This window comes from Desulfatitalea alkaliphila (assembly GCF_022968795.1).
GTDB lineage: Bacteria > Desulfobacterota > Desulfobacteria > Desulfobacterales > Desulfosarcinaceae > Desulfatitalea > Desulfatitalea alkaliphila.
The window spans coordinates 49,797-71,861 of sequence record NZ_JALJRB010000024.1; the positions used below are offsets into that span (position 1 = coordinate 49,797).

General features: G+C 63.0%; 18 protein-coding genes. 16 read left to right on the forward strand and 2 right to left on the reverse strand.

Translation table 11 applies throughout. The features are described from left to right. Window positions 1-774 precede the first annotated feature (774 nt). Both MRX98_RS17305 and MRX98_RS17310 read right to left on the reverse strand, forming a co-directional pair. The gene (locus MRX98_RS17305) at window positions 775-2,355 is read right to left on the reverse strand and encodes an FGGY-family carbohydrate kinase (protein ID WP_246912990.1); all 1,581 of its coding nucleotides are present in this window, start codon (window positions 2,353-2,355) and stop codon (window positions 775-777) included. Between the two features lie 23 nt (window positions 2,356-2,378). After that, the gene (locus tag MRX98_RS17310) at window positions 2,379-4,013 is read right to left on the reverse strand and encodes a glycerol-3-phosphate dehydrogenase/oxidase (protein ID WP_246912992.1); all 1,635 of its coding nucleotides are present in this window, start codon (window positions 4,011-4,013) and stop codon (window positions 2,379-2,381) included. Window positions 4,014-4,259: 246 nt separating this feature from the next. On the opposite strand from MRX98_RS17310, the gene MRX98_RS17315 reads away from it, so the two are divergent. The 16 genes from MRX98_RS17315 to MRX98_RS17385 all read left to right on the forward strand — a co-directional run. Beyond that, window positions 4,260-5,948, forward strand: a complete 1,689-nt coding sequence (locus tag MRX98_RS17315; RefSeq protein WP_246912994.1) for an FAD-binding oxidoreductase — start codon at window positions 4,260-4,262, stop codon at window positions 5,946-5,948. Between the two features lie 267 nt (window positions 5,949-6,215). After that, a complete protein-coding gene (locus tag MRX98_RS17320) occupies window positions 6,216-6,836 on the forward strand; it encodes a DUF2284 domain-containing protein (protein WP_246913001.1) in 621 nt (206 codons plus the stop codon). Between the two features lie 273 nt (window positions 6,837-7,109). Beyond that, window positions 7,110-9,755, forward strand: a complete 2,646-nt coding sequence (locus MRX98_RS17325) for a protein kinase domain-containing protein (RefSeq protein WP_281432413.1) — start codon at window positions 7,110-7,112, stop codon at window positions 9,753-9,755. Window positions 9,756-9,886: 131 nt separating this feature from the next. Next, window positions 9,887-10,081 carry a hypothetical protein gene (locus MRX98_RS17330; protein ID WP_246913010.1) on the forward strand — a complete coding sequence of 65 codons (195 nt, stop codon included), beginning with the start codon at window positions 9,887-9,889 and terminating at the stop codon, window positions 10,079-10,081. Further along, window positions 10,078-10,659, forward strand: coding sequence for a DUF3786 domain-containing protein (locus tag MRX98_RS17335; protein WP_246913012.1), 582 nt, complete (start codon window positions 10,078-10,080; stop codon window positions 10,657-10,659). The genes MRX98_RS17330 and MRX98_RS17335 overlap by 4 nt, the downstream gene beginning before the upstream one ends. After that, window positions 10,625-11,215: an NAD(P)H-dependent oxidoreductase gene (locus MRX98_RS17340; RefSeq protein ID WP_246913018.1), complete on the forward strand. Its 591-nt coding sequence runs from the start codon at window positions 10,625-10,627 to the stop codon at window positions 11,213-11,215. The genes MRX98_RS17335 and MRX98_RS17340 overlap by 35 nt, the downstream gene beginning before the upstream one ends. Before the next feature lie 113 nt (window positions 11,216-11,328). Beyond that, the gene (locus MRX98_RS17345) at window positions 11,329-12,024 is read left to right on the forward strand and encodes a TetR/AcrR family transcriptional regulator (RefSeq protein ID WP_246913020.1); all 696 of its coding nucleotides are present in this window, start codon (window positions 11,329-11,331) and stop codon (window positions 12,022-12,024) included. Then, the gene (locus MRX98_RS17350; protein ID WP_246913023.1) at window positions 12,021-13,790 is read left to right on the forward strand and encodes a thiamine pyrophosphate-binding protein; all 1,770 of its coding nucleotides are present in this window, start codon (window positions 12,021-12,023) and stop codon (window positions 13,788-13,790) included. The genes MRX98_RS17345 and MRX98_RS17350 overlap by 4 nt, the downstream gene beginning before the upstream one ends. A gap of 115 nt (window positions 13,791-13,905) precedes the next feature. Beyond that, on the forward strand, window positions 13,906-14,835 hold the full coding sequence (locus MRX98_RS17355; protein ID WP_246913024.1) for a bile acid:sodium symporter family protein: 930 nt from the start codon (window positions 13,906-13,908) through the stop codon (window positions 14,833-14,835). Next, window positions 14,832-15,824: an SDR family oxidoreductase gene (locus MRX98_RS17360; protein WP_246913026.1), complete on the forward strand. Its 993-nt coding sequence runs from the start codon at window positions 14,832-14,834 to the stop codon at window positions 15,822-15,824. The genes MRX98_RS17355 and MRX98_RS17360 overlap by 4 nt, the downstream gene beginning before the upstream one ends. Then, window positions 15,805-16,623 carry an SDR family oxidoreductase gene (locus MRX98_RS17365; protein WP_246913027.1) on the forward strand — a complete coding sequence of 273 codons (819 nt, stop codon included), beginning with the start codon at window positions 15,805-15,807 and terminating at the stop codon, window positions 16,621-16,623. The genes MRX98_RS17360 and MRX98_RS17365 overlap by 20 nt, the downstream gene beginning before the upstream one ends. A 585-nt stretch (window positions 16,624-17,208) precedes the next feature. Then, on the forward strand, window positions 17,209-18,933 hold the full coding sequence (xsc, locus tag MRX98_RS17370) for a sulfoacetaldehyde acetyltransferase (RefSeq protein ID WP_246913034.1): 1,725 nt from the start codon (window positions 17,209-17,211) through the stop codon (window positions 18,931-18,933). 103 nt (window positions 18,934-19,036) lie between these two features. After that, window positions 19,037-20,245, forward strand: coding sequence for an acetate/propionate family kinase (locus MRX98_RS17375; RefSeq protein ID WP_343217772.1), 1,209 nt, complete (start codon window positions 19,037-19,039; stop codon window positions 20,243-20,245). 278 nt (window positions 20,246-20,523) lie between these two features. Further along, window positions 20,524-21,249, forward strand: coding sequence for a phage integrase N-terminal SAM-like domain-containing protein (locus MRX98_RS22265; protein ID WP_425523893.1), 726 nt, complete (start codon window positions 20,524-20,526; stop codon window positions 21,247-21,249). After that, a complete protein-coding gene (locus MRX98_RS22270) occupies window positions 21,185-21,643 on the forward strand; it encodes a tyrosine-type recombinase/integrase (RefSeq protein ID WP_425523894.1) in 459 nt (152 codons plus the stop codon). Before MRX98_RS22265 ends, MRX98_RS22270 begins: the two co-directional genes overlap by 65 nt. A 188-nt stretch (window positions 21,644-21,831) precedes the next feature. Beyond that, window positions 21,832-22,065: DUF3795 domain-containing protein (locus MRX98_RS17385; protein WP_246913036.1), on the forward strand; the 234-nt coding region annotated here is incomplete at its 3' end.

A 22,065-nucleotide genomic window follows, 5' to 3' on the forward strand; every position in this document is an offset into this window, starting at 1 on the left:
TCCCCCGCCTTCTTTTGCAATGGGTGTCTCGATGCCGATCCGTGTGGCTTCGCTTATACCGGTTCACCATTTCAGGGTCAAGCAACCGCCAAAGAAGAACCATTGCAACGCGAGCCCTTCATCTCGCAATGGTCTGCAACCCGACGCGGATTGACTAAGCCCTGGCGGGCAGTTTTAAGTTTTGCGTGTTAAGTTTTAAGTTAATGAATTCTATCGATTTTATGGCGCATTGAACGAGTGCCGGCGGGTGGGGCGGGGGGTTGGGTGCTGCGCGTTTTGGCGCCAAGGGGCCGTAATTGGGTGGGCTCCGGGCGGCCCGCAAACTCGCTGCGCTCAAACAGTGCGGGCCGAACGCCCTGCGCCCACCCCATAACGGCCCCTAAGCACCTGCACGCATTGCAGCACCCAACCCCCCGCCCCACCCGCCTCCGTGCGGGAACAAGCGATGTCGCTTTTACGTTGGCAATAATCCCTTTTATGGTAGGCGTATTCACTGTCTGGCGGGGATTCTGTTGTATCGAAATCGCTATCGGGATCGAAATCGTCTTTGCCTTAATTCACTGGCCACGGCGGCATTGCAAATTTTTCGATCCCGATAGCGATCCCGATTTCCATTTGGATGAAATACCTATGACGCGCAGTTCACATCTTTCCGCCCGCCCCAACCCCCTCTAATCGATAGCATTCCTCAACTTAAAACTTAACACTTAAAACTCTATATTTTCAAACCCTTAATAAAACCAAGCCAACGGCGTATTAACGTTACACGATCGCTTACACCGGATCGCCCCCCGGATATCCCGTAATCTCCCCTATCTTTTCATACAGCGGCCGCAGGCGGGGATACATTTGGCGGTAGACTTCCTTGTAGAGGCGGTCGTAGGTGCGTTGGTGCACCGGGTTGGGTTCGAACAGGGCGCCGGTGTGGGTCATGGCCTGCACGGCGGTGGTGAAATCGGGATGGAGGCCCAGCCCCACGGCGGCGTCGATGGCGGCACCCAATCCGGCGGTCTCGTACAAATGGGGCCGGATGGTGGGCAGATCGAAGATGTCGGCGGTGATCTGCAGGGCCTGGTCGCTCTGGGAGCCGCCGCCCGAGACCCGCAGCATGGTGATGGGGGTGCGGGTGCGCTTTTCCAGGCGCTCCTTGCCTTCCCGCAGGGCATAGGCCAACCCTTCGAGAATGGCGCGGTAGACGTGGGCCCGGGTGTGCACGTCGCCGAAGCCGATCACCGCACCCTTGGCTTCCGGCCCCGGGAACTTGAGTCCCGGGCTCCAGTAGGGTTGCAGCAGCAATCCCATGGCTCCCGGCGGGGTTTGCTCCAGCAGCGTCTCGAAGAGCGCCTCGGCGGTCACCCCCTGGGTGCGGGCCGCCGCCTGCTCCAGTTGGCCGAACTCCTGCTTGAACCACTCCACCATCCAGTAGCCGCGGTACACCTCCACCTCCACGTTGTAGTGGCCCGGCACCGCCGAAGGGTAGGCCGGCAACAGGCGGATCGGTTCCACGTAGCGCTGGTGGGTGGCGTTGATGGTGGCGGTGGTGCCGTAGCTCAAACAGCCGATGTGGGGCGCCAGGGCGCCCGAGCCGAGCACCTCGCAGGCCTTGTCCGCCGCCGCCGCGACAACGGGCAGTCCGGCAGGCAGGCCGGTCTGGTCGGCCGCTTGGGCACTGACCGTTCCCATGATGGTGCCCGGCGGCACCAGGGTGGGCAGGCGGGCGGCCTCCAAAGAGAGACAGCGCCAGTGCCAATCCCAAGTGCGGGCCCAGCGCAGCCGTTTGTAGTCAAAGGGGATGTAGCCCACTTGGCAGCCCACCGAATCCACGAACTCCCCGGTCAGGCGCCGGGTCAGGAAGCCGGACAGCAGCAGGAATTTGTGGGTGCGGCGCCACACATCGCCGTCGTGCTGGGCGAGCCAGTTGGCCTCGGCCTCGGCGCGGATGTATTCCACCGTGCCCCGCAGGCCGGCCAGGCGAAAGAGCCAACCCCACACGCCGCCCAGGGGCGGCAACCCCCGGGTCTTGCGCTGGTCCAGCCAGGTGATGGCCGGCCGCAGCGGGTTGCCGTCCCGGTCTACGTTGACCACGGTGGCCCGCTGGGTGGTCAGGGCCACGCCGGCCAGGGCTTGTTTGTCAACCTTCTCCTGGTGCCACAAGGTGCGGCACGCTTTGCAGAGGGCGTTCCAGAAAAGGTCCGGATCCTGCTCGGCCCACCCCGGTCGGGGCGCGACATAGGGTGCAAAGGGCACCTGGGCCTTGGCCTTCATCCGGCCCTGGAGATCGAACACCATGGCTTTGAGGCTCTGGGTGCCATTGTCGATGGCGAGAATGTGGTCGGCGGCACGCGAAGGGGGCATGGGCGGTTCCGTTGGGCCTGTGTCTATTGTGCGGGTTGTGGGTTGCGATTGCGCCGCAGACGAGTGACCCACTTGCGCCAAATCGTCTTGATGCGCCCCGCTGGGGGCGTGCGCCAGGGGAAACCGTGGATCTGCTGCCGGCGCAGCAGATATTGCCGGCGCTCTCGGCGCCAGTGGCGCCAGGACCATCCCAGGGCGGGCCGGCAAAGGCGTCCGATACGATCGATATGGCGGCGCCCGCCATCGGGCAGCAGCAGGCCGATGCGCACGCGGCGCAGCAGCAGATCTTCCAGGTGGCGCACCCACTCGTGCTTGGCGGCATAGGGCAGTTCGGCCCACAGGGTGCCGGTGCCTGGAATGGGTTGCAGGGTGTCGGGCGAAGCGTTTTCGACCAAGGCGATGGCGCCATGCCCGTAGCGGCTCCAGAGCCGTTGCCAGGTCTCCTGCGCCAGCTCGACCGGGGGCGGCGGGGGTGCCGCCGGGGTGGTGAACCCGGGGCTGTCGGCTGCCGGGCGTTCGATGGGCGGCAGAAAGGGCTGGGCGGCCTTGATGGCGTCCAGGGCCAACCGGCGGTAGGTGGTCAGCTTGCCACCGGCAATGGTCACCAAACCGTTGTCCACCCAGATGTCATGCTCGCGGGACTCCTCCGAGGGCGCGCGTTGGCCGCCGCTGCCGATCACCGGCCGCAAACCGGCGATGGAGGCGATGCAGCGGTTCAGGGAAAGCCCCAGGGAGGGAAACAGGGCCCGCACGCCCTCTATCAGGTAGTCCGCCTCGGCCGGGGTAATGGCCGGTTCCATGTCCAAATCATCGTTGTGATCCAGATCGGTGGTCCCCACCAGCACCACCCCCTCCCAGGGCACCACGAACATGGCCCGCTGGTCCGCCGGGTGCATGAAGGAGACGGCGCACTGCACCGGCAGCGCCTCCCTGGGAAAGATCAGGTGACTGCCCCGCAACGGTCGCAGTTGCCGCTTACCGTGATCTTGGGGATGCAGGCCGTCGGCCCAGCAGCCGGTGGCGTTGATCACCGCCGCCGTTTCCAGGGGTCGGGTTTCGCGGGTCTCCACATCCTGCACCGTCACCCCCGCCACCTTGCCCTTGGCGTCGCGGTTGACCAGCACCACTTCGGTATAGTTGAGGGCCAGTCCGCCGGCCGCGCGCCCTTCGGCGATCAGGCGCAACACCAGGCGGGCATCGTCCACCTGGGCGTCCCAAAAGGCATAGCCGCCGGTCAGGGCGCGGCGTTCGATGAACGGAACCCGCTCCAGCAGCGCCGCCTGGTCCAGGTATTGGTGCTGCCGCTTTTGGGCCATCAAGTCGTAGATGGAAAGCCCGGCCTCCAGCATCCAGCGGCCCGGGCCACGATCCTTGTAAACCGGCACGATGAACGCCACGGGGGTCACCAGGCCGGGGGCTTCCTGCAGCAAGCGTTCCCGCTCCCGCACCGCATCACGGGTCATGCGCAGTTGTCCCTCTTTCAAATAGCGCAGCCCGCCGTGGATCAATTTGGATGATCGACTGGAGGTGCCCCAGGCGAAATCGTGCCGCTCCAGCAGCAGCACCTTGAGGCCCAACCGTGTGGTTTCATGAAAAATGCCCGCCCCGGTGATGCCGCCGCCGACAATCACCAGGTCGCAGCTTTTAGGAAGAGGCATGAAAGCTCCGTCGCCTTGAAAAAAACCATTGCCCATCGAAGCGGAACGTCGGCCGCTTCATTGCAACCCGTCCTTTATCCTTTGACAACGAATTGCTTAGTGGCTTTTTGCATTACATAACATTTTATTCCAATTGCGCCCACTCCTTCCTGCGCGCTTTCCACTTTGAACTCTTTGGCAAAAGATGGCATCCTGATGCCAAGCGTTCATGGTCCCCATGCACCCCAACCGACAAGGAGCCGCGCCGTGTCCCCATCCGCCAACCCACCGGCTTGGTTGAAGCAGCCACCCCCCCCGGGCAGCTACCGCTCCATCTTCAAATGGGGCGCGCCCGACCGCTTTCACCACCCCAAGCCGGCCCTGCTCGACTATCTGCAGGCCCGACTGGGCCTGCGTCGTGAGGATTGGCAACAGCCGCGGCACACCGGCCTTGAAACCATTGCGCCCCCCGAAGGTCCCCGCCTGGCGGCCGAACACATCGAGCGGCTGAGCGCCATCGTCGGTCCCGAAAACGCGCAGACCGATCCCTTCGCCCGCTTGCGCTTCGCCCATGGCCAGTCGGCCGAGGAGATCCTCCAACTGCGGCGGCAACAGCCCCGGGCCGTCGCCGACCTGGTGCTGCACCCGCGCCACCGGGAGGATGTGGTCACCATCGTGCGCTATTGCCACCAGGCGCGCATTCCCGTCACCCCCTTCGGTGGCGGCTCCTCCGTCACCCTGGGGGTGCGTCCGGCGCTCGGCGGGGTCACCCTGGCGATGACCACCCACATGCACCGGGTGTTGGCCTTCAATGAGACCAACCAGACCATCACCGTGGAACCGGGCCTCTTCGGGCCGGCTTACGAAGACTACCTGCGCCGCGCCCCCGAGCATTTCGGCGCCCGCCGGCGCTACACCGGCGGCCACTTTCCCCAATCTTTCGAATATTCCACCGTCGGCGGCTGGATCGCCACCCTGGGCGCCGGCCAGCAATCCACCTACTACGGCGACATTTACGACCTGGTGCTCAGCCAGACCTGTGTCACCCCGGCCGGCACCATCACCACCGCCGAGTATCCGGCCAGCGCCACCGGCCCCAAGATCAACGACATCCTCAAGGGCAGCGAAGGGGCCTTGGGCGTGCTGGTGGCCGCCACCCTCAAAGTCTTTCGCCACCGTCCCCGCGCCCGCCGCTGCTTCGCCTATATGCTGCCCACCTGGGAAACCGCGGTGCTGGCCGCCCGCGAGATCAGCCAGGGGGAATTCGGCCGCCCCGCCATGCTGCGCATCTCCGATGGCGCCGAAACCGAGGCCGCCCTGCAGATGTACGGCCTGGGCCATCCCCTGGTCGACAAGCTGCTGCGCCTGGGCGGTCTGCCTGCACGGCAGCGCAGCCTGCTCATCGGCCAAAGCGACGGTGAACCCGGCTTCGCCCGCCACGTGGCGCGCCAAAGCGGTCGCATCTGCCGCCGCCTGGGCGGCCGCTGGCTCAGCGGCTACCCGGCGCGGCGCTGGGCCCGAACCCGCTTCCTGGACCCCTACCTGCGCGACGATCTTTTCGACATGGGCATCCTCATCGACACCCTGGAAACCGCCGTACCCTGGGATCGGCTCGCACACGTTCATGCCGGGGTACGAGCGGCCATCACCGCCCGTCCCCGCACCCTCTGCCTCACCCACGCCTCCCACTTCTACCCCCAGGGCACCAATCTCTACTTCATCTTCATCACCCCCCTGCCCGAAATAGAGGATTACCAGGCTTTTCAGCGCAGCATCATCCAACGCATCGCGGCCTGCGGCGGATCGCTCAGCCACCATCACGGCGTGGGCAAAATGATGGGGCCGATGATGGAACAGCACCTGGGCAAAGAACAGATGGCCGTGCTGCGCGTTCTCAAAAACCACTTCGATCCCCACCACATCATGAATCCCGGGGGCACCCTGGGTTTGGAATGAGCGTCCGTTGCCGTGGGCTCTGGCGGGCAGTTTTAAGTGTTAAGTTTTAAGTTAATGAATTCTGACGTTTAGATGTGTGTGGGGGGGGGGGGAGAGTTGGTTGGCAGGGCAGTTGCCTTTAGAAATCAAGTGGAAAGGATTTTGATCAGGTAGACATCGTCCCACGCCGCAAGACTTGCCAGACAGTGCCGACGCGGCTTATGAAAGCAATATGGACTAACCACGGTGATAGAAAACGGCACGGCCGCGAAACCAAGGAGGGTGAACATGCCGACCTGCAAGGACGAACAGGACCTGGTGGCATACGCCCGCAGGAACGGCGCAAGCGATGCGGTGATCGTTTCCACCCGCGACATCGGTGTCGAAGACCGCTTCGCCGCCTTTTGTCGCCAACCGCAGTGCGAACAGTACGGCCGATCCATCCACTGCCCGCCCCACACCCCCGGACCGTCGGGGTTTCTAAAATGGGCCGCGGCGCACCCCCGGGCGCTCTTTTTCAAAATCGATGTCCCCTCCGCCGCCCTATTTTCCGATGAGCGGCGGCAGGTTTTTCAACTGCTACAGGAAACCGCCGCGGCCATCGAGCACAAGGCCCTTCAAACCGGGTATCGCAAGGCCCTGGCCTTTGCCGGTGGATCTTGCAAGGCCGTTTTCTGCCATGCCGACCCGGACTGCGCGGCCCTCGCATCGCCCGCGCAATGCCGCCACCCGCAGGTGGCGCGACCCTCCATGTCCGGTTTCGGCATCGATGTGGCAAAGCTGTTCGCTATTGCCGGATGGGATATGCAATGGGAGGGCCGCCACGGCGATGGTACAACCACCCCCATGGCCAATGTCAGCGGGTTGGTGCTGCTCGAATCACGCGATGTTCAGCGGATGACGATATGATCGCAATGCAGGTATACAAAGAACATTCGCTCTATCGGGCGGGGAGGATGGATTGACGAGAAGGGAGATGCGGTATAATTAAGGGTGGCCGGATGAATGGGGCTTTTATGGAAGGTGAGCGCTATGCCTCCAGTTAAGAATCCGCTGATAAAAGCCATCCGACCTGAATCCGGGCGCTTGAAATGCGAACTTATTGTTTCACGAGCCCTTAGGGTGGGGGGTGGCCCCGGAAGCTTCTTTTAACCTTCACCTGACCGCCGCCGCGACCATTCAATGATACAACAGCGCCAATTGCTTCAATATCGGATTGTCAAATCCTTGGGCAGCGGTACGATGGGGTCGGTCTTCCTTGCGGAGGACACCCGGCTCAAGCGTATGGTGGCCATCAAGATCCTGTCCGAGACCCTGGGCGGCGATCCGGCGGCTTTGGCCCGCTTTCGCGTGGAGGCCGAGGCCGCGGCGCGGCTCAACCATCCGGGCATCGCCACGGTGTATGCCGTGGAGGAGACCGATGGGATTGCCTTCATTGTGATGGAGTATGTGAAGGGCAAGCCGCTCAAGGATCTTTTGCCCAGGGGCGGCCTGGATCTGTCGCTTTTTTTCAAGTACTTCATCCCTATTTGCGATGCGCTGGCCCACGCCCACGAGAACGGCATCATTCACCGCGACATCAAGCCGGCGAACATCATCGTCACACCGGAAGGGCTGCCCAAGTTGCTCGATTTCGGGCTGGCGCGCATCCAGCGGGAGGCGCGGGGCACGGCGCCCGAACTGACCCAGGTGGGTACGGTGATGGGCTCGCCGTCTTACATGAGCCCGGAGCAGGCATCGGGGCAAACCTTGGACCAGCGCAGCGATCTGTTCAGCCTGGGGGTGGTGATGTGGGAGGCGTTGTGCGGCGAAAAGCCTTTCCGGGGTGCCAATTTTCAGCAGCTGCTGGCGGTTCTGACCCGCGACGAGGCCGAGCCCATCGAAACGCGCCGGCCCGGGCTTCCGCCCCTGCTGGCCCACGTTCTCGGTAAATGTCTGGCAAAGGATCCGCGCAACCGTTATCAGACCGCACGGGACATTTGGAACGATCTGCGGGCGGCCGCATCCCAGAAGCCGGTGACAGGGGCCGCCACTGCCGTCCCGGCGCGGGTCGCCGCCGGCCGGTGGCGGGGCATGGCCATCGCAGGGGTTGCTTTGCTCCTCCTCGCCCTTGCCCTTGCCTCCTGGCGGGTGTTTTACTTTCAGCCCGGGCCGGCACCGGCCGTCCCGCGCACCTTTCGCATACCCATGGTCGCAATGGAGGGGGGCTATGCCGGCGGCGCTGCGGCGATATCTCCCGATGGCCGCATGATCGCCTATGTGCAGGAAGAAATTCTGCGCGTGATGGACCTTGAAAGCGGCGCGGATTGGGCCATTGACGATGCCCGTGAGGTTTGCGAGCAACCCTTCTGGTCTCCGGACAGCCGGTATATCGGCTATCTCACGGAAATGGGCAGGTATCTGCGCAAGACTCCGCCGAAAGGCGGCGGCAGCACCTTGATTTGCGCGGTGCCCGGTTGGGGGTTCGCCGGCAGCGCCACCTGGGGCGGCCGGGGACAAATCGTCTTCGATGTGTGGGGCGGCGACTGGACCCGGGCCATGGGTCTGATGCGGGTCTCCCAGGACGGCGGAACACCCGAAAAACATCTTCTTCCGGAGACAACGCCGGGTGTGACCCACCAAAACCCGAGCTACCTTCCCGACGGTCAAACCCTGCTGCTCATCGCCGTGACGCCGGATGGCGCTTCCGAACTGCAAATCGCGGCCGATGGCGACCCGCGATCCCTGATGCGCTGTGAGGGGGAGATCTGTTCCAATCCGATCTACTCGTCCTCCGGGCACATCTTTTATCAACGCGGGTTGGCAGGCGATTTTACCATTTGGGCCCTGCCTTTTTCCGCCGCCGGGGGCAAGGCGACCGGCGAGCCATTCCTGGCGGCGGTGGACGCCGTGTGGCCCAGCAGCGCCGCCGACGGCACTTTCGTCTATCTGGAAGCCTCTGCCACGAGCCAGGAGATCGTCTGGGTCGACCGCAAGGGGGAGGTGCAATCGTCCATCGGCAAGCCGCTCGCCGCCACCCAGATCGGCAGCATCGCCCTTTCGCCCGACGGCCGCATGCTGGCCATGGATGCCTTCCAAAAAAGCTTTGAAGACATTTGGATGATCGATACCCAGCGCGGTGTCCGGACGCGGTTCACCTTCGCGGCGGCGCGGGATGCGGAACCCGCATGGATGGATGACAGAACCCTGCTTTTTACTTCGGAAAGAGATGGTGCGAGCGAAATCTTCCGCAAAAGCATGGACCCGGAAGCTTCGCCGCAACGCTTGGTGGGCGCGGAAGCGGCCCATCCGCACTGGTCGGCGGCGGCCGGCGCGGTCGCCTTTCATATGATCACTCCTCGCACGGGGCGCGACATTTACTATCAACCCCTTGCAGTAAAATCGCCCGCGGATGATGCGCAGCCGGTGCTGTTTCTGGGAACCCCCTTCGATGAAGCCATGCCGCAGATTTCCCCCGACGGCAAACACCTGGCCTTCATGTCCAACCGGTCGGGCAAATGGGAGGTGTACCTGCGGCCTTTCCCCGAGGGCGCGGGCGAATGGCAGGTGTCGATGGACGGCGGCGGGTATCCGCGGTGGCACCCCAAGGGCGCCGAACTTTTCTATGCCACCAAAACCGGATTGATGAGCGTCAAGGTGGCCACCCGTCCCGCCATCGGCCTGGCGGCCCCGGTCAAGTTGTTCGACTGGAAGCACCTGGGTCTCTATTTGGTGCGGCGCTACGACACGCACTCCGACGGCAGCCGGTTCGCCGTGGTACGGGAAATCGGCGCCGAAGCGCCGGCTCTCGTCATTGCGCAGCATTGGGCCGCAAGGCGCAACAATTGAAACGGCCCGTTCCAAGGCACCGCTGCCGGTTGGCGCCGCACCATGCCCGCGGCGCGGATGCGATCGCGATTTTTCGCAGCTGCTTGACTTGAGTCAAGGCATGCAACAGCGGATCAGTGAATACTGACACCATGAAAACGACATCCAAAACCATCGAAACACTGCGCAATCGCCTGGCCCGGGTGGAATCCGAACTGGCCGAAGCCCAGCGGCGGATGCCTGCCCACTCGATCAAGCCGCCCCAGATGGCAGCCCTGCTGGCGCTGGAGGACGAGCGCGACACGTTGCTGGAACAAATCAAATCTATTGGGGACGGCGACCCATGAAGTCCGTAGCGACGCGCGCAGCGGCGCCGTGCGAACCGCTGGTCCGTTTTTTCGACCGGCACTACCGACGCCATGGCGACCGGTGGCTCGATCAGGACGGCTGCGCTCCAACGGAAATGGTCGACCTCCTGCTCCGCCGCCTGCCGGCCGCCGCGCCGGAGGAAGAGATCGACCGCGGCGACTGGTGTTCGTTCCGCGAGCTGCCCGGAGCAGGCCCCCTGGCCGTCAACTTCGCCAACAACACCCACAAAACCATTGCCCAGCACTTCGGCGCCGACCTGCCCGCCCTGGATCGTGCCGTGGCCGCCCTCGACGGCCAACCGGAATCGGACCCCGGCTACGACCGTCGCTATCGTTTCCAGGCCTTGCCCGATGTCTGCCTGGTGCTGCTCTACAACAGTCCGGACGATCTGTTCACCGCCCAGGCCAATTTGCTCTTCCAGCGCAGCTCCCAACACCGTCATCCCATCCGCGATCTCTTCATCCTGGGCACCTATCTCACCGGGCGTCTGGTGGGGCAAACGAAAACAGGAGGCGACTGCGATGCGCTGTCTGGTGGTGACGGCCCACCCCCTTGAGGAAAGTCTCTGCGCCACACTGACCCGGCGGGTGGTCCGGCGGTTGACCGAACGCGGCCACGATGTGGTGCTGGAAGACCTCTATGCGGAGCGGTTCGATGCCGCCATGACCGTAACCGAGCGCGCCGGCTATTACGAGGGGACCTACGACACCAAAGCGGTCCAATCCCAAGTGACCCGCCTGCTCCGCAGCCAGGCCATCGTCTTCGTCTTTCCCACCTGGTGGTTCGGCTGCCCGGCGGTGCTCAAAGGTTGGTTCGACCGGGTGTGGGTTCCCGGCGTGGCCGACGACCACTCCGCCGGCTTCGGACCGATCAAGCCCCGCCTGCATCGCCTGCGCGAAACGCTGGTCGTCACCACCCTCGGAGCCCCCTGGTGGGTCGACCGGCTGATTCTGTGGCAGCCGCTCAAACGGGTGCTCAGGACCGCCATCATCAAGCCCTGCGCCCCCCGCTGCCGCTTCAGAATGGTATCTCTCTACAAAAGCGAATCGCTTACCTCGGCACAAGTGGACCGCTTCTGGGCACGAATCGAGACACACCTGAATCGGTGGTAGCGCCCGGAGGAACGCGGCCCTCTTTTTTCTTTGCGAAAAATTTTCTTGACGGCAGAAACAACCTGCGCTTACACTATGACTGACTGGTCAGTCATAATCGTGCAGGAGGCAATATGCCCAAGAATACCCTTTATAAAATTGCGACGGACAAACGGGAGCGGCTGTTGCGCGAAGCGGCCCGGATGTTCGCCGAGCGGGGACTGAACCAGACCGACATGGCCGCTCTGGCCGCGCGGGCGGGCATTGCCAAAGGCTCGCTCTACAACTATTTCGACAGCAAGGAAGAGCTCTACCTTTACGTTTGTCGGGACGGCCTGGAGCGTTCCCGGCAGGCGGTTTACGGTACCATGGATCCCGCCTGGGACGTGTACCGCCAGGTGGATCACATTTTCCGTAACGGCGCGGCGTTCGTTGCCGACCACCCCGAATACCTGATCCTCTATACGAACGTCGCCTCCGCCGGCATGACACGCTTTTCCGAGCAACTGTCCCGGGAGGTGGAGAATTATACCGCCGATCACCTCAAGCAGGTGCTCCAGCGGGACATGGCGGCGGGCATCGTCCGGGACGACCTGGACGTGAACCTGGCCGCCTTTGCCATCAACAGCATTTACATTGTTTTCATGACCTCCCTGGTGCCCGGCCATTTCCAGATCCGATTGCGCGAGTATCTGGAAATCACCGGGGAGCTGGATCCACCGGTCGTAACGACACTCATCGACCGCACCACCGCAATGATCCACCGCATGCTGCGGCCGATCCGGGCAGAAGAACGTCCCCAAACACTAAGAAGAGGAGGTGCTTCATGACCAGCTCAAAGGAAACCGCCACGGGCGGTCAGATCATCGCTAAAATGCTCAAGGCCGAAGGAGTCGACAAGTTCTTCGGCATCGTCGACGGTACCTATCTGCAGTTGTTCGCCCATTGCGTGGAAGAGGGCATGCAGATGATCACCCCGCGCCACGAGGCGGTGGCGGCCCATATGGCCGGCGCCTATGCCCGCATGAGCGGCAAGCTGGGGGTGTGCATCGCCAGCAACGGTCCGGGGGTGGCCAACATGCTGGCCGGGGTGGCGGTGGAGAATGTGGAGGGCAACCGGGTGCTGCTGATCACCAGTTCGCGGCGCACCGGCATCGCCTACCCGGACAGGGGCGGCGCTTACCAATGCTTCGATCATGTGGGGGTGATCCGCGCCATGGCAAAGTGGTCTGCCACCTGCGCTTATGCCGAGCGGATCCCCGAACTGCTGCGCACGGCCCTGCGCCAATGCTACCAGGGGCGGCCCGGCGTGGTGCACCTGGACGTGCCGGAAAACCTGATCAACGGGCCCTGCCCGACGGTGCCCATCCAGCAACCCTCCCAGTACCGCAACACCCGCCCCCTGGCGCCCCTGCCGGAACTGGTCGACCGGGCGGCGGACCTGCTGGCCAAGGCCAAGCTGCCCATGATCCACGCCGGCAGCGGCATCATCCACGCCGGCGCCTTCGCCGCGCTGCGCGAAACGGCCGAGCTGCTCCACGCACCGGTGACCACCTCCTGGGCCGGTCGCGGGGTGCTGGACGAACGTCATGAGCTGGCCTGGCCCATGGTGCACATCGAGGCCAACACCGCCCTGCGCAACAGAGCCGATGTGTGCCTTTGCCTGGGCTCCGACCTGGGCGAAACCGACTGGTGGGGCAAGGCCCCCTACTGGGCCAAAACCGCCGACCAGATCTTCATCCAGGTGGATATCGACGAATCGCGCCTGGCCCGCAACCGTCCCAACGACGTGGCCATCGTGGCCGACGCAGGGCTGTTCCTGCAACTGCTCACAGACGCCCTGCGCACACGCAGCGGCGCCATGGATCTGGCGGCGCGCCAGACCCGGGTGGTGGAACTGGCGGACCAGCTGGCCAAGGACCGCGCCGCCCTGGACCAGATGCTGGAAGTGCCGGCCGAGCCCATGATCTCCTGCCACGTGCCCCACATCTGCCGCCAAACGTTCGCCGACGACGCCGTGGTGGTGTTCGACGGCGGCAACACCGCCGTCTGGGGCAATTTCTACACCGCCTTGCTCACCCCCAACACCCAGCTGAGCACCCCTCACATGGGCCACCTGGGCGCCGGCGTGGGCCAGGCCCTGGGCGCGGCCGCCGCCCGGCCCGACAAGCAGGTCTACTGCCTGATCGGCGACGGTGCCATGGGCTTCAACATGCAGGAGATCGAAACCGCCGTGCGCTGCAACTACAAGGTGATCTTCCTGGTGCTGGTCGACAAGGCGTGGGGCATGGTCAAGATCAACCAGATGTTCGCCCTCGAGCCGGTCAAGGAGATGTTCCAGACCGCCCTGGGTGAAGACCGCAAGGGCACCATCAACACCGACCTGGGCGAGATCGCCTGGGATCGGCTGGCCGAGTCCATGGGGGCCTTCGGCGCCCGCGCCGATTCGCCCGAATCCTTGCGCGACGCCCTCACCCGTGCCCTGGCCGCCGGCAAATGCGCCGTGATCCACTGCGACGTCAATGCCGAAGCCCACATGATGGCCCCCGGCCTGATGCACTTCAAAGCCATGCACCAGGAACCGGAAGGCGAATAACTCGAAAAGGCATCAGAGCATCATTGGAACAAGCGCATGAAAGGAACCAAACCTCCACTTAACCACTTAACACTTAAAACTGAAAACGGCCGGCGCAGCCGGCCCCGGAGGTCCCATGGACGCAGCCGCCATCGATCAGATCCGCCTCAACTTCAATGAAAGTGGTCTCCTGGCGCTCAACGCGGTCATCGGCCTGATGATGTACGGCATGGCGCTGGATATGAAACTGGAGGACTTCAAACGGGTGATCCGATCGCCCAAGGGGCCGGCCATCGGCCTGGGCGCGCAGTTCATCCTGCTGCCGGCCTTCACCTTCCTGCTCACCCTGGTGCTGCCCGTGACCGCCTCCATGGCCCTGGGCATGATGCTGGTGGCTTCCTGCCCGGGGGGCAATCTCTCCAATGTGATGACCTACCTGGCCCGCGGCAACCCGGCCCTGTCGGTCAGCATGACGGCGGTCTCCACGGCCGCCGCGATCTTCATGACGCCCTTTAACCTGGCCTTGTGGGGCAGCCTCAACCCGGCCACCCACGCCATCCTGCGCCGGGTCGCCCTCAACCCACTGGACGTGTTCCAGACCATCGTGGTGATCCTGGGCATTCCCCTGGTCCTGGGGTTGATCACCTCTCGCTTCTACCCCCGCCTGGCCGACAAGATCCGCAAACCGTTCAAGGCCATCTCGGTGGTGATCTTCTGCCTGTTCGTGGCCGTCACCCTGGGCGCCAACTGGCAAAACTTCGTCAAGGCCATCGGGCTGGTGGCCTTCGGCGTATTCGTGCACAACGCCCTGGCCCTCACCCTGGGTTACGGCGCCGCCCGCTGCTGCGGCCTGGAGGAACGGGACCGCCGGGCGGTCGCCATCGAAGTGGGCATCCAGAACTCGGCCCTGGCCCTGGTGTTGATCTTCCAATTCTTCGGCGGCCTGGGGGGCATGGCCATCATCGCCGGCTGGTGGGGCATCTGGCACATTATCTCCGGCCTGACTGTGGCCTTCTTCTGGTCCCGCCGGCCCCTGAAACCTGTAGTCGCGGAGGCGCTCCCATGAACGAAGAACAGCAACCCCTTTTCAAACACATTCTGGTCACCGGCGCCGGCGGTTATATCGGACGCCAGTTGATCGGCTCCCTGGCCGCCGACCCCGGAGGACTGGAAACCATCGTGGCCGCCGATCTGCGCCCGGTGCCCGAGGAGGCGCGCCTGCCCGGCGTGCAATACCTGGCCGCCGACATCTGCGACCCCGCACTGGGCGATCACATGGCCCGATTCAAAACCGAACTGGTGGTGCACCTGGCGGCGGTGGTCACCCCCGGCAAGCAATCGGACCGCCGCCTGGAATACAAAGTGGACGTGGAAGGTACGGCCAACGTGCTGGCGGCCTGCACCCGAACCGGCGTGCGCAAGCTGATCTACACCTCCAGCGGCGCGGCCTACGGCTACCACGCCGACAATCCGGCCTGGATCGACGAAGACACCCCCGTGCGGGGCAATCCGGAGTTCGCCTACGCCCACCACAAGCGCCTCGTGGAAGAGATGCTGGCCCGCTCCCGCGTGGAGCACCCCGAGCTGGAGCAGTTGATCTTCCGTTCCGGCACCATCCTGGGCGCCACCGCCCGCAACCAGATCACCAACCTGTTCGACCAGCCGCGCATCATCGGCCTCAAGGGGGCCGACAGCCCCTTTGTCTTCATCTGGGACCAGGACGTGGTGGGCGCCATCCGCCAAGGTATCTTCCAAGGCGGCAGCGGCATCTACAACCTGGCCGGCGACGGTGCCATGACCCTGCCGGAGATCGCGCGCCGCCTGGGAAAACGGTACCTCGCCCTGCCGGTGGGACTGGTCACCGCCGCCCTGCGGGTGGGCAAGCGGCTCGGCCTGACCCAGTACGGCCCCGAGCAGGTGGGTTTCCTGCGCTACCGTCCCGTGCTGGCCAACCGCCGGCTCAAGGAGATCTATGGGTACAAGCCGCGCAAGAGCACCCGCGAAACCTTCGAATACTTCCTGGAGCAACGTCGCCATGCTGCGCAAACCGCGTGATTTCAAAAACCGGGTGGTGGTGGTGACCGGCGCTGCCGGCGGCATGGGCCTGGCCTTTGCCCGCCGCTTCGCCCGCGCCGGCGCCAAAGTCGCCTTGTTGGATCTCAAAACCGAAGCGTTGCAAGCTGCCGCCGAGGTCTTGGCCGCCGAAGGCCCCGAAACGCTGGCCCTCGCCTGCGACGTGGCCGACCCGCGCTCCACCATCGCGGCCATCGAAGCGGTGCTGGACCACTGGGGCCACATCGACGTGCTGATCAACAACGCCGGCATCAGCGCCCGGGCCGCCTTTGCCGACACCCAGCTATCGGTGTTTCACAAGGTGATGGCCGTCAACTTCTTCGGCCCCCTCTACGGCACCAAGGCGGCCCTGGCCGCTCTGCGCCGCAGGCGCGGCCTGGTCATCACCATCAGCTCCCTGGCGGGCTTTTCACCCCTCTATGGCCGCACCGCCTACGCCGCCAGCAAACACGCCCTGCACGGCCTGTTCGATTCCCTGCGCAGCGAACTGCGCGGCAGTGGCGTGGAGATTCTGCTGGTCTGCCCCGGCTTCACCGCCACCGGCATCGGCAGCGCGGCCCTGGACGGCGACGGCACCATCACGCGCCACCCCCAAACCACCGCCGGCACACCCGCCACCCCCGAACAGGTGGCCGAACAAGTTTACCAAGCCGCCCGCAACCACCGGCGCCTGTTGATCCTCACCCCCATCGGCCACCTGACCCGAATTATCCAAAAACTCAGCCCGCGGATTTACGAATGGTTGATGGTTAGGGCGATGGGGAGGGAGTTGGAGCGTTGAAGAGCGTTGGAGAAGTAATGAAGCTAAGTGTGAAAAAGAGAACTGTTTGGTGATGCGTTTAAAGTTTTAAGTTTAAAGTTTAAAGCGAGGAATGCTGTCGATTGTATGGTGTGGTGGGTATGTGGGAATGTGGGATGGAAGATAATGGGGTGATTACGGCGAAGTGTGAAGCAAAAATGATCAGGATAGTAGAATCGCGGGCGGGATGTGGAAGATGATGGCAATGCGCTTTTATTGGGAGGCTGAATATAAGCGGGATTCGATGGGTCATGTGCCAGGCTCTGCCGGCGTTGCGCGGTGCCAACACGGCTCCCCCAGCGCGCTTCTTGTGTTTTGCTGGACGTGTTGTTCGGCCACCTCAAAGCATCACTGAAAATACGCGCGGCACTACTAATGACAGAAATACAGCGTCTAATGCGAGGAGCAATATCGATTCTACGGTTCGCATACAATACACCGACCTGTGTCGAAAGAACAAACCATCCAATGACAGAATACCTTGCTTTAAACTTAAAACTTTAAACTCTTTTTTACAACATCAAATCACCCAAATCACGAACGCCGATACTAAAGGAGAACGCGATAATGAAACAAAAAATGACCCCCTCCGAAGCTCTTGTCGAAACATTGGTGGCCGAGAAGGTGGATACCGTCTTCGGCATTGTGGGCAGTGCCTACATGGACGCCCTGGATCTATTTCCCGCCGCCGGCATCCGGTTCGTGCCGGTGGCCCATGAGCAGGCCGCCTGTCATGCGGCGGACGGCCTTGCGCGGGTCACCGGGCGGCCCCAGGCCTGCATTGGCCAGAACGGCCCAGGCATCGCCAACTTCGTCTCGGCCATGACAGCCGCGTACTGGGCCCACTCGCCTGTTGTGGCCATCACCCCGGAAACCGGTTCCCTGGGCATCGGCACCGGCGGTTTCCAGGAACTGGACCAGATGGCCATGTTTCAGCGCCAGACCGTTTACCAGGTGCGCGTCAACCGTCCCGAGCGCATGGCCGAGCTGACCCGCCGGGCCTTTTACATGGCCAAGAACTTCAGCGGACCCACCCAGCTCAACATCCCCCGGGATTACTTTTACGGCCTGTGTGAAGACGACATCTATGCCACACCCATGATCAACCGCGGTCCCGGCGATCTCGAAGCGCTGGAGCAGGCCGCCCGTCTGCTGGCCGACGCGAAGCGCCCAGTGATCCTGGCCGGGGGCGGCGTTTCCCAGGCCGACGCCCTGGCCGAAGTCCAGGCACTGGCAGAGTATCTCACCGCGCCGGTGGTCAACTCCTACCTGCACAACGACACCTTTCCCGCCGGCCACCCCCTGGCCGTGGGACCCATCGGCTACTGCGGTTCCAAGGCGGCCATGCGCACCATCGCCGAGGCCGACGTGGTGCTGGCCCTGGGCTCCCGCTTGGGTCCCTTCGGCACCCTGCCCCAGTACGACATGAACTATTGGCCGGAAAAGGCCAGGATCATCCAGGTGGACGTCAACGTGGCCGCGCTGGGGCTGAGCAAGCGGGTGGATGTGGCCTCCTGCGGCGACGTCAAGACCTTCAGCGCCCAACTGCTGCGGCAACTGCGCGCCGTCACCCCCGACCGCGGACAGGATGCAGCACGGCTCAAAGAGATCGCCGCCGCCAAGGCCGCCTGGGAGGAGGAGTTGGCGGGGTGGTCGTCATCCACCAACGCCTTGATGCACCCACGGCGCTTCCTGGCCGAGCTGGCCAAGGCCATTCCGGCCGGGTCCATCATCGCCACCGATATCGGCAACAACAGCTCCATGTGCAATGCCTACTTCAAGTTCAGCGGCGCGCGCCAACACATCTCCGCTCTGAGCTGGGGCAACTGCGGATTCGCCTACGGCGCCGCCATGGGCGCCAAGATCGGCTGTCCCGACACCCCGGTCTTCGCCTTCCAGGGCGACGGCGCCTACGGCATCAGCGGCATCCAGGAGGTGATGACCGCCGTGCGCGAGAAGATACCGGTCATCGCCATCGTGGCCAACAACCTGGAGTGGGGCGCCGAGAAGAAAAATCAGATCGACTACTACGACAACCGCTTCGTGGGCGCCAATCTGCGCGAGAACCCCGATTACGCCAAATTGGCCGAGGACATGGGCGCCAAGGGCTACCGGCTCACCGATTACAAGGAAGTGGGCGATGTGGTCCGGGACGCAGTGGCCTCCGGACAGCCCTGCGTCATCAACGCCATGATCCAGGGCGGCGCCGAAGTGTTGGCCGAACCGTTCCGGCGCGATGCGTTGAAGATGCCGGTTCGGTATTTGGAGAAGTATAAACATTTGAATGGATAGGCCGGTTGGGCCGGCTGGGCCGGCTTTGCCGGCAGTTTTAAGTTTTAAGTTTTAAGTTGAGGAATGCTGTCTGATTTTTATAGGGGGGGTGGCGGTGGTGCGGGTGTTGGTTTTGAATAGTGGTAGTTCATCGCTGAAGTATAAATTGTTCGAGATGCCGGGGGAGGTATTGCGGGCTGCCGGTCGGGTGGAGCGGATCGGTGAAGGGCCCGGCGGTGCCTTGATGGTGGTCGAGGCGCCCGTTGGGCGCTGCGCTTCCAAGGGGTGCGATTGCGTCGATCATGCACAGGCTTTGGAGCAGGTTCTGGCCGCTGTGTACGCCCATTGCCAGGATCCCTCCATCGAGCTGATCGGTCATCGGGTGGTTCACGGCGGGGCGCTGTTCGACGGACCGACGGTCGTCGACGACACGGTCATCGACCGCATGGAAAGCCTGCTGGAAATGGCGCCCCTGCACATGCCGCCGGCCCTGGCCGTGTTGCGCGCATGCCGCGAACGCATGCCCCACGCCCGCCAGGTGGTCTGCTTCGACACCAGCTTTCACCGCTCCATGCCGCCCCTCGCCCACCGCTACGCCGTGCCCCGCCGGTGGTACACCGACCACGGGGTGCGACGCTACGGATTTCACGGCCTCTCCCACCAGTACGTAGTGCACCGCGCCGCCGAAATGCTCGACCGGCCGTCCGCCCAGCTCAAGCTGATCAGCGCCCATCTGGGCAACGGCGCCAGCATCACCGCATTCGACCGGGGCCGGGTGCTCGACACCTCCATGGGCTTCACGCCCTTGGAAGGCCTGATCATGGGCACCCGCTGCGGCCCCCTCGACCCGGCGGTCCTGCTGCACATCCAGCGCCGCACCGGCATGAACCTGGCTGCAATGATCCACCTCCTCAACACCCAAAGCGGTCTGCAGGCCGTCAGCGGCCTGGGCCGCGACCTGCGCGCCATCCTGGCCGCCCGCGCCGAAGGCGACCCCGACGCCACGCTCGCCGTGGAGATGTACGTCCACACCCTGCGCAAGTACATCGGCGCCTACCACTTCGCCCTCGACGGCGCCCAGGCCCTGATCTTCACCGGCGGCATCGGCGAAAACAGCGCCGCCGTCCGCGCCCTGGTACTGGAAGGCTGGGCCCATCTCGGCCTGGAATTGGATGGCGTCGCCAATGCAGCGATGACCGCCGGCCAAGCCGGTTTTATTACCCGCTCCACCAGCCCCATCAAAGCCCTGGTGATCCCCACCGATGAAGAACGCCTTATCGCCCGCCAGGCCCATGCCGCGACAGCGGGGGGACAACTGAGGGGACGCCCTTAACTTATTAACTTACTGCCTGAAGTTCGGCAGTAAGTTAATAAGTTAAGGGCGTCCCCTCGAGAGCGGTCCCCTCGGGAGCATAGGGCGTCCCCCGGGAGCATCCCCCCGGGCGCGCGTTACCACCGCTCCTGCCAAAGAAAACTGCAGCAATATTAATCGGTTGACATCTGATTTGCCGCGGTGTAAGTGTATTCGAATTTCCCATCTCCCTACGCGACCCGAATTTCCAACGCCCAGAGGGTGCTGTTCCTGAGCCGATTCGATTCGAAGGGAAAGTCATGGAGACGCAGGGGTTCACCGCGCCGTACCCGGCGCACCCATCTATTCCGAGAACCGGTTTCATGATGGAAGGGTTTCGGATGACACGGAACGGCACTTGCAGGCCGACGGCCCCCGGGGCAAAAACGAGGGCCTTTTCCGAACTGCCGATATCCCCCACCAAACCACCCAGGCTGCTCGATCAGGTTCGCGAAGCGCTACGCACGTGCCACTACAGCCCTCGAACAGAAACAACCTACTGCCAGTGGATCAGGCGCTATATCCATTTTCATGGCTTGCGCCACCCGGCGGAAATGGCCGAAGCCGAGGTCAACGCCTTCCTGACATCCCTGGCCGTCAACGGCAAGGTCAGCGCCTCGACCCAAAACCAGGCCCTTGCTGCATTGCTGTTCCTATACAGGTATGTGATCGGCCGCAAACTCGGCGACCTTGGAGGGGGCATTCGCGCCCGGAAACCCAAGCGCCTGCCGGTGGTACTGACGCGCAATGAGGTCAAAGCGGTCCTGGCCCAGGTCGAGGGCGATTGCCGTCTGATTGCCGCACTGATGTATGGCGGCGGTCTCCGCCTCATGGAGTGCTTCCGACTGCGCGTTCAAGACCTCGCTTTTGCCCGTAACGAGATTCATTCGCAACGGAAAAGGCGCAAAGGACCGCATCACAATGTTGCCCGAATCACTGAAAGCGCCGCTCCAAGAGCATCTGAAAAAAGCGAAAAGAATGCATGAACAGGATCTCGGCGACGGCTGGGGGCAGGTGATATTGCCCGATGCCCTCGACCGCAAGTATCCCAATGCCCCGGCCGAATGGCGATGGCAATTGGTCTTTCCCCAAAAGAACAGATGGAAAAACATGAAAACGGGGACACAAGGCCGGCAACACATTCATGAGACCATCGTACAACGGGCCGTAAAGGAAGCGGCACGGAAGGCGGAAATCGTCAAGCGTGTAGGATGCCACACATTCCGGCACTCCTTCGCCACCCATCTGATCGAGGCCGGTTATGACATTCGAACGATCCAGGAACTTCTCGGCCACAAGGACGTTAGCACGACCATGATTTACACCCATGTATTAAACAAGGGAGGGCATGGGGCCCGCAGCCCGATGGACGAGCTGTAATCCGGCTTATCGAGACTGCATAAAACGGGACGGAAACAACCACAAGCGGTGCTAATACATTGACTTAATGTGTAAAAGCGATCAGTCTACAAATTTGTAAATTGGTCTTATGCAGACAGAAACCTTCTGCGTATGCAGATTTATCCAGACTGCATAATCATTGTTATGTGCATGCAGGCATTTTAATAATGGCAAAATCAACCCCAACCAGTGAAGAACTCATCGCTCCCTGTGGAATGAATTGCGGTATTTGTAGCAAATATCTTGCCTACGTCAACGATTTGAAGAAAAGTCAATGCTCAGGCTGTCGGCCAGGAGATAAAAAGTGTGGTTATCTATTCGAGAAATGTACGGGAATCAATCATTTTTTAGATGGTAATGCTCAGGCAAAGTTCTGTTTTGAGTGCGATCAATACTCATGC

What these genes read in the sequence shown, in the direction of transcription:
- MRX98_RS17325 (WP_281432413.1), top strand. Translation starts at nt 7,110, where the DNA reads ATGATACAACAGCGCCAATTGCTTCAATATCGGATTGTCAAATCCTTG.
- MRX98_RS17330 (WP_246913010.1), top strand. Translation starts at nt 9,887, where the DNA reads ATGAAAACGACATCCAAAACCATCGAAACACTGCGCAATCGCCTGGCC.
- MRX98_RS17320 (WP_246913001.1), top strand. Translation starts at nt 6,216, where the DNA reads ATGCCGACCTGCAAGGACGAACAGGACCTGGTGGCATACGCCCGCAGG.
- MRX98_RS22265 (WP_425523893.1), top strand. Translation starts at nt 20,524, where the DNA reads ATGGAGACGCAGGGGTTCACCGCGCCGTACCCGGCGCACCCATCTATT.
- MRX98_RS17360 (WP_246913026.1), top strand. Translation starts at nt 14,832, where the DNA reads ATGAACGAAGAACAGCAACCCCTTTTCAAACACATTCTGGTCACCGGC.
- MRX98_RS17340 (WP_246913018.1), top strand. Translation starts at nt 10,625, where the DNA reads ATGCGCTGTCTGGTGGTGACGGCCCACCCCCTTGAGGAAAGTCTCTGC.
- MRX98_RS17305 (WP_246912990.1), bottom strand. Translation starts at nt 2,355, where the DNA reads ATGCCCCCTTCGCGTGCCGCCGACCACATTCTCGCCATCGACAATGGC.
- MRX98_RS17335 (WP_246913012.1), top strand. Translation starts at nt 10,078, where the DNA reads ATGAAGTCCGTAGCGACGCGCGCAGCGGCGCCGTGCGAACCGCTGGTC.
- xsc (WP_246913034.1), top strand. Translation starts at nt 17,209, where the DNA reads ATGAAACAAAAAATGACCCCCTCCGAAGCTCTTGTCGAAACATTGGTG.
- MRX98_RS17345 (WP_246913020.1), top strand. Translation starts at nt 11,329, where the DNA reads ATGCCCAAGAATACCCTTTATAAAATTGCGACGGACAAACGGGAGCGG.
- MRX98_RS17350 (WP_246913023.1), top strand. Translation starts at nt 12,021, where the DNA reads ATGACCAGCTCAAAGGAAACCGCCACGGGCGGTCAGATCATCGCTAAA.
- MRX98_RS17365 (WP_246913027.1), top strand. Translation starts at nt 15,805, where the DNA reads ATGCTGCGCAAACCGCGTGATTTCAAAAACCGGGTGGTGGTGGTGACC.
- MRX98_RS17355 (WP_246913024.1), top strand. Translation starts at nt 13,906, where the DNA reads ATGGACGCAGCCGCCATCGATCAGATCCGCCTCAACTTCAATGAAAGT.
- MRX98_RS22270 (WP_425523894.1), top strand. Translation starts at nt 21,185, where the DNA reads ATGTTGCCCGAATCACTGAAAGCGCCGCTCCAAGAGCATCTGAAAAAA.
- MRX98_RS17310 (WP_246912992.1), bottom strand. Translation starts at nt 4,013, where the DNA reads ATGCCTCTTCCTAAAAGCTGCGACCTGGTGATTGTCGGCGGCGGCATC.